Consider the following 12,516-nt stretch of genomic DNA (forward strand, 5'->3'; position numbering starts at 1 on the left):
GAATTGGGAATTGGGAATTGGGAATTGGGAATTGGGAATTGGGAATTGGGAATTGGGAATTGGGAATTGGGAATTGGCTAAACAGGTCATGGGGCATGGGGCATATCGTTGTCAATCGACCAGAAATGATGTCATCAGTCATCAGTCAAGGGAGAGGGAGATGAACAAAAATTAAGGGCAATATTTTTACAAAATATTGCCCTTAATTTAACATTTTTTGGTAACATTTTTACTTTTAGCAAAACAGCTTTTAGCTCGATCTTCATCCACAGCTCACGACAAACTAACAACCCAAAACAGCAGGTATATTAACACGCAGCTTGTTGACTTAAGACAACCCAAATTGTTTTGCAAATCAGACTGATATCAAATCCGGTAGCATCGGAATGATTCAGATATGTATTCTCTTCCTCTGTGTACTCTGCGTACTAATAAGGTTAAATCATTCCGATGCTACCGGAAACAATATTACTTGCAAGCAAGCATCTTGATCGGGAATGAAAATTTAATCACTTAAGCGATTGCTCGTTACCAGGCTCTTCCTGGTAACGAGCAATCCCGATCGCCCAAAACCCGCTTTTCACCCCTTCACTCATCGCTCGGTGTGTCAACATCCCAAACAATGGTGAGCGGTTCTAAAAATTTTTGCTGGCTGAATCCGGCGAGTTTTCCTAAATATTCGCGCACAAGCCTAGCGTGCTCGATATTCAAGCGATAACCCCGCGAGACATCCTCAAAGAAAAGCGGCTCAGCCAAAATTGCTTGCCAATCAGGATTTTGCCTCGACTCCTGGGCTAGCAACATGAAATCTTGCTCCTCCGGCAAAAGTCCCGCCGGCAATTTTCCAGCCAAAATCTCCAAAATCCTAGGCCTGCAGGTGCGGGTATTCACGCCTTGGCGTTCCAACAACTGCAAAATTTCCTCAAAACTCTGAGTTTGGGCACTCAAAACCTGCATTAATTCCCACAGCAGAAAAAAGTCGCTGTACTGCTGCGGCACATCCAAAATTTGAGGATAAAGAGCCAAACTCGCCAACCCGCAGGCAACTAAACCAATTTTTTCTGAAGAGTTTGGGCTTGGCAATACAGAATCAACAGCCGAATTGTGTGACTCAGAAATATTGCGATCGCCCTCAAATTCCCTGTCTAGCCTGTCTTGAACGACGATCGCATTGGGCAGCTTCTGTCGCAACCAACGGGCGATCGCAGGCCAAGCGCCCATACCTCCAGTACAAATCGCGCGATCGATCCCCGCCGGCGACATTCCCGCGCGGCTGAGCAAAGCATTTAATTCGCGGTTCAACTGCTGCACAAAAGGCACTAAAACCAGACTTTCCAAATCTCTGCGCTTCACATCCCAATGCTGCTGGCCAATATTCAAAACAAAACTTTCTTGATGTTGCAAAATAACTTTCAAATGCCTTGCCGCTGCCAACAATTGCAGCCCAAAAGCCGAACCTTGCAACCGCTGCTGCAATTGATAGCGACTAGGCAAATCGGGATGCCCCGGACGCGGCAAATCGACCGACATTCCCCAAGTTTCATTTTTCGCCAACAACTGACAGACAATATCCTGATCGAAAGCATCGCCAGCAACATCAAAACTTTGGCAAGTAAAATCAGCACGAGTTAAACTTTCAAGATTGGACGGCAAATCAACTAAAGCTAATTCCACCGTTGTCGCCCCCGCATTCAGAATCAAAGTTCCCCCGCTAAAAGCCCCATCATTCACAGTTAGCGGTACAGCTTCTGCGACTTTGGCGCTAATAGAATCGAGCGCCGAAGATTGCACTTCTGTGGAATTTTTGACAGGAGTTACAACAGCAATTAAAGTGGCGATCGCATCTGGCACCACAAAAATTTGCGAAGCCGAAGCCACCAAACCTGCGCCCAAAACAGCCTCCCGCAGATTAAACCGATAAGCATCCGACCAGCCCGCCGGAGTCCCCAAAATTACACCCTGCAACTCAGAGAGTGCCGTATCCAGAGTTTCAGCAGTCAGTCCCGAAGCTTTACAAACTTCCCCCGATCCCCCAACTTTTTGCCCCCGCAGGCGGGGATTCAAAGTAGCCAGCAGCGCCCGCACACCTTGCACCGGTATGGCCACCGACAAAGCCCCGCCATAGCACTGCAACAGCGGTTCGTACATCCCTGCAGCTTCTCGCTGATAAGGAATGGTCACTTTTAAAGGCAATTTAAAATTTTGCAGCAAAAATTCTTCCCCTGGCCAAGCCACCTGCGGGTCTGCATTGCTTGGGACTGTTTCCTCCACCGCCACAACCGAGGGAATCCGAAAGGTAGCCGAGGCTTCCGGGGCCTGCGGTGTTTCCCAGTAAATCGGGTGCAACTTGCCGCTGGTGCGATCGACCAAAGCAGCCGACAGTCCGCCCGATGCCAAATCAATGCCCAAATACCAGCGAGAATTCCGGCGTTTTGGAGATTGAGAGGAGGAAGGGGCGATCTTGCTGGGAACCAAATCTGCTGGCGACTCTTGCTGCTGCGCGCTTTCCCTAGGCTTGGTTTTCGCCTCAACAGCTTTTGTTTTATTCTCTGTGGGAATTAGGTTTTTTTTTTACTTTCTGCTGGAGTCGATCGCAATTCGTCAGTTTCTGCAGTTTCTCGATCGGTTTGAGTCAAACTAGCCAAAATGTCGTCTAGCGTCAACTTTGACTCATCTTCCTCAACAAACAAATCATCCTCAAGTTCGTCTTCCAAAACAAACGGTTCATCTTCAGATGAGAGTTCCAACACATCGGAGAACAAATCCTCCAGCGTGCCGAATTCTTCCTCTAGGGTTTCGGGAAAGGGATTTTCTGCACCGTCGTCGGAGGAATTCGCCAAATTAAAGCTGCTAACCGCACTTGAATTCGATCGCCCTTGGGCCGTATTTTCCAATCCCTCCAATCCCTCCAGATTGTAGAGGTCTGTCTCCAACAGTTCCAGAGTATTGTTATCCAAATTTAGAGCTCGATCGAGGTCATCTTCTAATGCTTCAACCGGCAGCAAATCCTCATCCGGCGAAGCTTGGATGTAGTCATCATCTAATAGCTGCGAAGATGCGTCGGACTCGCCCGTGCGAACATCACGAGCACTTGGGAGGCGCGCGGCACTGGCTTGCTTCGGGCTAGTTTCAGGAGTCGCGCTCAAAGTCGGCGGCTGTGGTAATGTTGCAGTGTCGGAACTATCGCCTAGGTTTTTAGCCGTTGCTCGATTTGGTCGATCGTCCGAATCAAGTTGCGGCGCGATCGAACTTTTGGCTGGCGGTTCTGAAACTTGAGGTACTGTTGCAACTTGCAGTTCAAATAAATCTTCACTATCTAAAGTTAGATCCTCGATCGAATCACCGATTACAAAGTCTGAATCTTCTCCCAAATAATCTTCCAGCGATTCGCCTTCATCCATCAGATTTACAAACAAATCTTCCGCATCATTCAGGATTTCGGCAGTTTCCTCGCCTGCCTTTTGAGATATTACCGCTTTATTGGTCGCAGCACTTTCAGTATTTTCTATAGTAAACTCTTCGAGTTCTAATTTTAATTCTGCGACTTCTTTTTCCGCAAACAAACTTGCGTACAAATCTTCAACATCTTCGCCATTTTCTGCTAACATATCTTCCGACTCAGCGCCGGACAACAGAGTTACAGATGCTGGTTCTTCTGGTGTAGAACCGAACAAATTATCTTCCCAATCCGAGAGAGAGAGAGGAGTTTCAATACGATCGCGATCGTGCCTCAACTGTCCCAATTGCTGAGAAATTTCCGTACCGGCGTAGGGAAATCTGTCTTGTTCTGGCAGTTCGCCGCTCAGATTTTCACGGGTAGCAGGCGCATCCGGTTCGATCGCCCGATTTGAGATAGCAGGAGCGACACCAGAGCTGTCTGTTGCGCTTGGGGCTGCCGTTTCGAGGTTTTCCACGGATATCGGCTGCTGAACGTAGGAAGACGCTTCTCGTCCCAACTGTGTCGCCAAGTGGTTAACAAAAGCCGCGAACATTGCCTCGCTCTGCTGGCTCAAACCGTACATATTTTCGAGCCCTTGTCCCAAGGAAGCTTGATAGCTTTGCAAATTTGTTTCCAAACCGTCGAAGGCCATATTCATCGTCGAATCTAGCCTCATCAGCAGGCTGTCGGCACGAGCTTGGAAATTTTGCATTTGCTCCAACCTCTGACCCGGTGTCAGCAGCGGGAGTTCTTCTGAAGTTTGTGGGTTTAAAGCAGATTGTTCGGATTGTGCTGCACTGCTTGGCAAAAACTGATTTTCGAGGGTAGCGAAAATTTGGGACAAATCGCGATCCAAGGTTTCTGTCAAGCGGCTTCTGAGCACCTGCAAGAATTCAGAAATGATTTGCTGTTGGTTAGCTTGTTGCTGAGCTAGGGATTGTTGCTGCTGCCGTTGTGCTTCTAGCTGTTTGATTTCTTGAATTAGAGCTTGCTGCTCTTGTCGCAGAGCTTCTATGTCTTGTTGCAGCGGCCCCGTCAGGCTCGAACGCAGGTTGCTAATTTCTCCGGTGACGGCAAGCATAATTTGCTCTGCTGCTGAGGGAATTGCGGGCGGCATCGGCAATTTTGGAACTGGAACTGGTACCGGGCGGACGTTTGGGGCCGGCGGCCTGTTGGGAATTGCTAGCTTTGAGTCTTGGGAAAACAGGTAAGCGCGAACTCGCTCTAACAGTTGGCGCTGGTGGACAGTATCAAGAGAACCCGTCCAAGGCAAGCGGGGGGCGGGCTTGCTGAGTACCTCGTCAATCTCAGCAATTAGTGCTTGAATTTTGTACTTCTGAGAATTCAAGGGCGGAACCTCTGGGAATGCGGCTTGGCAGAAATTTTGTTGAAAAAAGATTGAAGTCAGGCGGCAGCTATGCCAATAGATAGAATAATCTGAATGCGAGCCTGTAAATAATCGACTAATATTTTATGACAACTTTGAATTAATCTTTTGCTTTTGCCTTCGGATGACTTCTATTACCCATCATAGGTTAGCTGGTACTTCCGCATCAAATGCTGGCTTCTATCAACTGCAAATGTTCTCAAATTCTGTGGCTGCTTTCCGTTTTTGCCGATCGACTGCAGGGATGATCCCCGAAGAGGGATAGCTGGACTTGTTGACATCCACCCCGGCGTAAACGCACGGGGATTCCTAAGACTCACGACTTAGGTTTCTGCTTCCGTCCCTGACGGGGATTTCGCACCAGCCTTAACAGATTTACTCTGTTCTGGTCTTACGGTCGCTCCACAGACTGACACGGCAAGCCCTGCCGCCAAAATATTTTTTGCCGCATTAATATCTCGGTCATGGTGAGTGTCGCAATTAGGACAATCCCATTCCCGGATATTCAACGGCATCTTGTCAACGATATGTCCGCAATTGCCACACCGTTTTGAACTCGGAAACCATCGGTCAATCTTAATTAAAGTACGACCGTACCAATCGCACTTGTAATCTAGTTGTCTGACTAATTCCCCCCAACTTGCATCACTTATAGAAGCGGCAAGTTTCCGGTTTTTAACCAGATTCTTCACAGCTAAGTCTTCTACGGCGATGGTTTGGTTTTCACGCACCAACCGTGTTGTTAACTTGTGAAGATGATCTTTCCTTGCATCAGTAATTTCTTGATGCACTTTCGCTACTTTAATCCGTGCTTTGTGACGGTTGTTTGACCCTTTTTGCTTGCAACTTAAAGCTTTCTGCGATCTTCTAAGCTTGCGATACTTTGCCTTGAATACTTTGGGATTGGCAATCTTTTCGCCAGTGCTTAGAGTGAGCAAGCTTGTAACTCCCAGGTCGATGCCGACTTGATTATCTGTTTTGGGTAGTGTTTCAATTTCAACATCTACCAGCAGAGAAACTGACCACCTACCTGATGGTGCAAGCTTTACGCTTAAGGTTGAAGGTGTTGCACCATCAGGTAGTGTCCGACTCCAGCGAATTGGTAACGCTTGTGTGCTTTTGGCTAGGTAGACTTGTCCATCTCTGAACTTAAATGCTGACTTGGTAAATTCTGCACTACCACCATTGCGTTTCTTTTTGAAGTTAGGATATTTTGCCCGCCCATCAAAAAAGTTGGTATAAGCCGTTTGTAAATGTCTCAAGCATTGCTGTAATGGCACACAGCTAACTTTGTTCAGAAAATCTAGTTCTTCGGTTTTCTTCCATTCAGTTAACATTGAAGAAGTCTCAGCATAGCCTACCCGTTTCTGTTTTGCGTACCAAGCTTCCGTTCTTGTGGCTAAAGCGCGGTTGTAGACCAAACGAACACAACCCAAAGTACGTCGCAACAAACTTTCTTGTTCCGGCGTTGGGTAGAATCGATAGCTGAAGGCTTTTAGTGTCATGCTGACCTTAACTACGCTATTTCACATACTAGCACGTCTTGTGTGAAATGGTATATCTTAACAAAATTCATGTAAAGCCGTCCTAGAAGGACGGGGTTTCAAACCCAAATTTCTGATGAAATGCAGGCTGGCACCGGCTGGCGGCTGTGGCGGGCCGCACCCACCAGCCATTCTATCTCGCTCTTTCACCGAAAGCAGAACAGTTCGCGCGTCGCAGTTCAAAAACCCGGTTTCTCGATCGCCCGTCTCTGGCTGGCGGGCCGCGATTGTCTCAAAAACCGGGTTGAGAAGGCCTTACTCTGACAGAAAAAACCTCAAACAATTGGCGATCGGTAAACGCCCCATTAATTACAAAAAGACTCTTGAAGCTGGTTAGCCCTTGGGGCTATTTGCAAGTGTAATTAATTCTGCTCGCCCTACTTATACCATTTTTCTAAAGATGTGCTATAGATGAACTCTTAGCCCCCCCTTAATAAGGGGGGGGTTGGGGGGGGTAATATCTAGCGCTACTTTATGAAATTGGTATTACCGTTTCAAAAAAACAATGCAACTGTATGTCCCTAACCCAAACTCATATCCAGTAACTCATTCCCAATGCTTCAATTCTTTAATCTTCAATCTAAAATTTTAGGATTTAGGTGTCCCAAATTCAGCTTTATCCGGCTACAGTTGATGGGAACAACCTCCGATGATAGCTTTTGATCTGTATTCGTGGTTAGAGAGATTAATGGTATCATTAGACTCCCAGCGGTTGCGGTCGATTTGGTCGCTGTATACCCGGTGTGCCCGCTTGTGGTGTTTCTCCGTGCCGATCGACTGCTGAGCCGGCTGACCACAAATCTCTCAACAGTGTTAAGCTTGTTTTCGTCAAGTGCTGGTCTTCGTTAACTCGATCGGCACAAGCAGCTTGCCACGCTGCTTAAATTTTGTTAATAAAATTTGCTTTGCGGTATATATCTAAAAAATTATGGTATATTCTTTAGTTTCTAGCTCGCAATCAGAACTTGAAGGTATTAATTTCCATATTCGACCGATAGACCGCCTAACTTGAGAGGTAAAATTGCCGATTTGAGATAGTTGTTTCTCAAATTTTGAATTTCTCATCGAATGACTCGGCTGCCAACTATTTCTAACTGCCCAGCGCAGCTCAAGCGCGTAAATTAAAATAATGGCCTCATGGAAGACCGCTTTAACACCCGAGATCCGCAGTCTAATATAAATCAATTGATTGTTTCAACTCCTTTTTTTGTAGGTTTACCCGATCCTGTAATTGAAAGAGCAACTGTCCACATCGTTACCCGGAGTCATCCGTCAAATCAAGTGATTTTGCTGGAAAATGACTGGGGAACATCTGTGTATTTTATATTGGATGGTTGGGTAAAAATTCGTACCTACAACCTAGACGGAAAAGAAGTAACACTGAATATTTTAGGGAAAGGAGAATTGTTTGGAGAAATGGCAGCGATCGAAGAAACACCGCGATCGACAGATGTCATCACCCTAGCCCCGACACTGATCGGGAATATGCCAGCTCAAGATTTTGTGCAGCTCATTCATACCGAACCGCTAGCAGGCATTCGGCTAGCTCAACTGATGGCTCGCCGCCTGCGACAAGTCAACCGCCGCCTGCGTTTGCGAGAATCGGACAGTACCTCGCGAGTAGCAGATATTCTGTTATTTTTGGCAGAGGGGCAAGGCAAAAAAATCCTGGAAACAGGAGGCACAGAAATTCCCAACCTGCCACACAGAGAATTGAGCAGCCTCAGCGGGCTGGCTCGGGAAACAGTAACGCGAGTGCTCAGCAAGCTGGAAAAAAAAGGAACAATTCAGCGCGAACGTGACGTTTTGTGCATTCCCGACCTTCACGCCTTGGAGCGTCTGTTAGTCTAGAAGTATCAGAGACTGCTAATGAGAATCTAATTAAAAAGCACTCTCTGTTAATTAACTGATATTGATGATTTCCCGCTGGAGGTAAAGCTGTGAGTTTTAAGAAAATTTTCGCCGCCGTTGATGATTCTGAACTGGGCCAGCGCGTCTTCAGTCAAGCTCTAGAATTAGCTGTGGGCGATCGAGCTCAGATGATGCTATTTCACTGCGTTACTGTCAACACACTGGGCGAGGTGGCAGTACCAATTCCAGTAGATTTGGGCATGAATGTCGAGTTAATGGATCGAGCTTATCAAGCTCAACGTTTGCGGCAGGAAAGAGAGATCGAAAAGACTTCGGGTTTGCTAAAAAATTACTGCGACGCTGCCACTCAACAAGGATTGCAAGTAGAATTTGACTGCAAAATGGATGGAGATGCAGGGCATTCTGTCTGTGAAGCTGCCGAAAATTGGGGCGCAGATTTAATAGTAGTGGGGAGGCGCGGCCGGACGGGCTTCACAGAAGCTTTCCTCGGCAGTGTCAGCAATTATGTGGTTCACCACGCATCTTGTTCGGTTTTTGTAATTCAGGACGCTCAACCCGAAAAATGATACTGCCCCAAAGTTGGGCGGATAAAATTAATCTAAAATAAGACTGGCGCAGGCATCTAAACCCGGTTTCTCCTAAAATCAAAAATTCCAAATAGAGTTGAATTGCAAAAATCGGAAAATACCCTGAAATTATCTGCTATAGGGTGTGTTGCATCTGCCCGATATCTGCGGTTTCTGGATCGAAGACTTGTGCAACTCAAGTCTAATCAAAAACCGGGAATCAAAAACCGGGAATCAAAAACCGGGAATCAGCCAGCGCCAAGTCCCTGAAAATCTAAAATCTAAAATCTAAAATCTAAAATCGGATGAGTGATTTTTTGTCAGCAGATGCCGCGTCTAATTCGAGCAGTTCACCCAGTACAAATAACGATCCCCAAACTGCAGATATTTCAAATTTGGCTGGCGATCGCCCAAATCCAGATAGGGGGGCGCGCGCTGGCGGGGAAGCGCCTTTGAGGCTCGTAGAAACTGCATTTTTGGCAAGTACGGCTAGCTTGATTTGGCTGGTAAATTATTACTTTCCGCTGGGGCCTTTGCTGCGGGTTTTTTTCCCGCTCCCCATCGCCTTGGTTTACCTGCGCTGGGGAAACCGAGCCGCTTGGATGTCAGCTTTGGTATCGGGTTTGCTGCTTTCGGTACTCATGGGCCCGACGCGAAGCATTTTATACGTGATTCCTTTTGGAATTATGGGAGTGGCGCTGGGAGGACTTTGGAGGCGCAAAGCGAGTTGGTCTTTATCTATTATGGTGGGCGCGCTAATTGGTACTGTCGGCTTCTTTTTTCGGTTTTGGCTGCTGTCAGCTTTGGTGGGCCAAGATCTCTGGGTTTACATCACTGTGCAGGTAACAGAGATGGTGGAATGGGCGTTTGTGAAGCTGGGCTGGCTGATGGTGCCGAGTTTGGACGCAATTGGGGCGATCGCCGCCGGGATGATTTTGGTTAACAATATTGTTTATTTATTTGTCGTACATTTAGTAGCTTTGCTGTTGCTCGATCGTTTGGGAAACCCGATTCCGCGGCCGCCGCGCTGGGTGCAAGTTTTAATTGATTATGAAGAGTAATACGAGGGAAGAAGGAAGAAGGAAGAAGGAAGAAGGAAGAGGGAAGAAGGAAGAAGGAAGAGGGAAGAGGGAAGAAGTCATTAGTCATTAGGGGCGGTGGATGGTGCGTGCCCGCCCTCTTAGTTGTCATTAGTCATTAGTCATCAGTCATTAGTGCTGTCGCCTCCGAGCTTTCCGTACAACGTCATCAGGAAGAAGCAAGAATGAAGAAAAATTTTGTAACGGATTTCACGGATGTCAGGAAGTTCGGCAACGGATTATGTAGCGGATTTAAAGGATGTAACGGATTGATGTTGAGGGAAGAGGGAAGTTCTGCAAACGAATAATGTACGGAATTTAACGGATTTAAGGGAGGTATTTTGAGGGAAGAAGTCAGAATTTAAAAGCAAATCGGAACGGAAGAAGAAAGATTAATTCCCGATCGCCAATTACCCATTACCCATTTTCTATGACTAATAACAAATAACAAATAACAAATAACAAATAACAAATAACCAATAACCAATAACTCATAACTCATAACTAATAACTAATAACTCATAACTAATAAATGATTGGCATTTATACAGAAATTGAACAGGGGAAGCGGTGGCTCGATCGCCATCAGGGACAGCAACCGATATTTGCCTGCGTGTTAGGATTCACCGCGACAGGCTTAATTCCGGGGATTTCGGCGGCCGGAGCAACACCGCGCGATCGACAGTTTACTTGTTTGGCGGATGCAGAATTTTTGTATAACGGCCCCCAACCCTCGCCCCAATATCCTTTGCCACCCCTAGAAGCCGGTGCTTCTCCGGTACTGATCTCTCGCGCTGTAGTCGAAGCTTTGCAACTTCCCCTTTACCTGTTTAATGCTGGTTTACCCCTGCCGCCTCCGGTACCTGCAATTGATTTGGGCGGTACTGCAGCAAAATGTCTGATTTCGGGCAATGCTTTAGAACTCGAAACAGTCAAACATTTGCTGGAACAAGGGTTAATTTGGGGAGCTAAATTAGCCGCCGAAACTAATGGCAGTTATTTAATTTTAGGGGAGTGCGTAGTTGGGGGAACTACTACTGCTTTGGCGGTGTTAATGGGTTTGGGAATTGCGGCGGCGGGCAAAGTTAACAGTTCTCACCCTCGCTGCAATCACGCTCAAAAATTGGCTGCGGTGACAGCGGGACTCAATAATGCTGAGTGGAAAATTGGCGGAGAAAATAGCACTCCCCTGGATTTGGTAGCGGCGGTGGGCGATCCGATGCAGATAGCGGTGGCTGGAATGGCGATCGCCGCGAGTCGGACTTGTGGGGTGCTCTTGGCTGGCGGCACGCAAATGCTGGCAGTCTACGCTTTGATTGAAGCCTTAGCGCGGGAATATGCTCTGTTATGGTGTCCCGAACAAGTTGCGGTGGGGACTACGCGCTGGGTGGTCGAAGACCCGACAGGGGACACGGTAGGACTTGCTAAGGATATCGGCGGTGTGCCTCTGTTGGCGGCGCAGCTCAGTTTTGCGGGTTCTCGCTACGGGCAACTGCAGGCTTACGATCGCGGGTATGTTAAAGAGGGTGTGGGTGCTGGAGCGTGCGCGATCGCCAGCGGGCTGAGTGCAAATTGGACTCCGGCTCAACTTCTCCAAGCTGTTGAAGCTTTAGCCTCGCGATGCGAAATTAAACATGAGACGAATCCTCTCAAAGCCAGGGGAGCATCTGATACAGAAACCGCAGATGAAACGCAGATGCAACACAAATCGACGCAGATAATTTTAGATAATTTGTGATTTTTGCAAGAGGTATATTTTAGGGTTAGCTTCGGGGGGCGATCGCACTCAAGCATTCAAGCAAAAAAATACTTTTTACCAAGCCGGAGATGCTCGAAGCAGCCTGCAAAGATCCAACTTTTAGGAATTAAACATTAAAAATTCAGATGCGCCCCTCAAACTGTGAAGCTACTTGTGCCGCTCAACCCGCTTCGTTTTAGCTGGATAATTATATCATTTTCTGTAGCATCTTGGCTCTCAGATTTACAGAATTTCCTACACCATATTTCGCTTAGATACAGTGTTTTTCATGCTAATTGCGGGAGAGAAAAAACTCCATGCAATCTCTCTATAATATGTTGACGAGCCGAAATTTACGCTACTTGTATTTTTTCTGCAATTAATGCCCGATCGCCAGCAGCAATATTTAATTAGACCCGCCGCCTACGTGGTGCGAGTATATTCTTTTGGAGAGCAACTGTTCTTCTAAGGCTGCAATTCGATTGTATGCTGCTGTTAGCTGAGCAGTGAGGCGCTGGATTTGAATTTCTGTACTGTGCTCTTTTTCCAGGCTTTGAGAATTCTTGTCGAAGTAGCTGTCATCTAACAGTACGTCCTTGTGTTCGAGGAACAAGTCGAGACGGCTGTAGGTTTGATCTGACGAGGTTTGGTCATTTCCTACGGTTCTGGGGCGATCGTCGATATGCCGCTGGCCCTGCTTCGTTTCCGTGGCCGACTCTAATAACTTTTCATTGAGATTTTCTATGAGTTTATACAGGGCCTCGACTTGTTGACTCAATACTGTAACTTGCTGGCGTAGCGCTTCCATACCATCATCCTTTGGCTCGTGACTTATATCTTTACATTCTAGGGAAATCTTTACATAACTGGCATTTATCACTAAATTATTTA

Annotated in this window: 10 protein-coding genes; 6 read left to right on the forward strand and 4 right to left on the reverse strand. The window is 46.9% G+C overall.

What is annotated here, in order from left to right:
- Window positions 1-588: 588 nt before the first annotated feature.
- The 3 genes from QUB13_RS26565 to QUB13_RS26575 form a co-directional block, all read right to left on the reverse strand.
- Window positions 589-2,475 (reverse strand): hypothetical protein, encoded by a 1,887-nt coding sequence (locus QUB13_RS26565; protein WP_333386962.1) that lies wholly within the window; start codon window positions 2,473-2,475, stop codon window positions 589-591.
- An 83-nt stretch (window positions 2,476-2,558) separates the two neighbouring features.
- Window positions 2,559-4,787: a hypothetical protein gene (locus QUB13_RS26570; protein ID WP_333386965.1), complete on the reverse strand. Its 2,229-nt coding sequence runs from the start codon at window positions 4,785-4,787 to the stop codon at window positions 2,559-2,561.
- 362 nt (window positions 4,788-5,149) lie between these two features.
- Entirely contained in the window at window positions 5,150-6,331 is a 1,182-nt protein-coding gene (locus tag QUB13_RS26575) for an RNA-guided endonuclease InsQ/TnpB family protein (RefSeq protein WP_333386968.1), read from the reverse strand.
- A gap of 115 nt (window positions 6,332-6,446) precedes the next feature.
- Here QUB13_RS26575 and QUB13_RS26580 point away from each other — a divergent pair, with 115 nt between their 5' ends.
- From QUB13_RS26580 to cobT, 6 genes are all read left to right on the forward strand, one after another.
- Window positions 6,447-6,707, forward strand: a complete 261-nt coding sequence (locus tag QUB13_RS26580) for a hypothetical protein (RefSeq protein WP_333386971.1) — start codon at window positions 6,447-6,449, stop codon at window positions 6,705-6,707.
- 800 nt (window positions 6,708-7,507) lie between these two features.
- Entirely contained in the window at window positions 7,508-8,221 is a 714-nt protein-coding gene (locus tag QUB13_RS26585) for a Crp/Fnr family transcriptional regulator (RefSeq protein ID WP_194011402.1), read from the forward strand.
- A gap of 89 nt (window positions 8,222-8,310) precedes the next feature.
- Window positions 8,311-8,808: a universal stress protein gene (locus QUB13_RS26590; RefSeq protein ID WP_333092647.1), complete on the forward strand. Its 498-nt coding sequence runs from the start codon at window positions 8,311-8,313 to the stop codon at window positions 8,806-8,808.
- Between the two features lie 305 nt (window positions 8,809-9,113).
- Complete coding sequence (locus QUB13_RS26595) at window positions 9,114-9,869, forward strand: DUF2232 domain-containing protein (RefSeq protein WP_333386975.1); 756 nt, start codon at window positions 9,114-9,116, stop codon at window positions 9,867-9,869.
- Between the two features lie 203 nt (window positions 9,870-10,072).
- On the forward strand, window positions 10,073-10,195 hold the full coding sequence (locus tag QUB13_RS26600; RefSeq protein WP_333386978.1) for a hypothetical protein: 123 nt from the start codon (window positions 10,073-10,075) through the stop codon (window positions 10,193-10,195).
- 224 nt (window positions 10,196-10,419) lie between these two features.
- On the forward strand, window positions 10,420-11,625 hold the full coding sequence (gene cobT, locus QUB13_RS26605) for a nicotinate mononucleotide-dependent phosphoribosyltransferase CobT (protein WP_333387091.1): 1,206 nt from the start codon (window positions 10,420-10,422) through the stop codon (window positions 11,623-11,625).
- A 406-nt stretch (window positions 11,626-12,031) separates the two neighbouring features.
- On the opposite strand, the gene QUB13_RS26610 is transcribed toward cobT, so the two are convergent.
- The gene (locus QUB13_RS26610) at window positions 12,032-12,505 is read right to left on the reverse strand and encodes a hypothetical protein (RefSeq protein WP_333387094.1); all 474 of its coding nucleotides are present in this window, start codon (window positions 12,503-12,505) and stop codon (window positions 12,032-12,034) included.
- Window positions 12,506-12,516: the final 11 nt, after the last annotated feature.

The sequence above is a fragment of the Microcoleus sp. B4-D4 genome (assembly GCF_036705185.1).
In the GTDB taxonomy this organism is placed as follows: Bacteria; Cyanobacteriota; Cyanobacteriia; order Cyanobacteriales; family Microcoleaceae; genus Microcoleus.

Coding starts and splice junctions, on each gene's coding strand:
- QUB13_RS26575 (WP_333386968.1), bottom strand. CDS start 6,331: ATGACACTAAAAGCCTTCAGCTATCGATTCTACCCAACGCCGGAACAA.
- QUB13_RS26580 (WP_333386971.1), top strand. CDS start 6,447: ATGAAATGCAGGCTGGCACCGGCTGGCGGCTGTGGCGGGCCGCACCCA.
- QUB13_RS26585 (WP_194011402.1), top strand. CDS start 7,508: ATGGAAGACCGCTTTAACACCCGAGATCCGCAGTCTAATATAAATCAA.
- QUB13_RS26595 (WP_333386975.1), top strand. CDS start 9,114: ATGAGTGATTTTTTGTCAGCAGATGCCGCGTCTAATTCGAGCAGTTCA.
- QUB13_RS26600 (WP_333386978.1), top strand. CDS start 10,073: ATGAAGAAAAATTTTGTAACGGATTTCACGGATGTCAGGAAGTTCGGC.
- cobT (WP_333387091.1), top strand. CDS start 10,420: ATGATTGGCATTTATACAGAAATTGAACAGGGGAAGCGGTGGCTCGAT.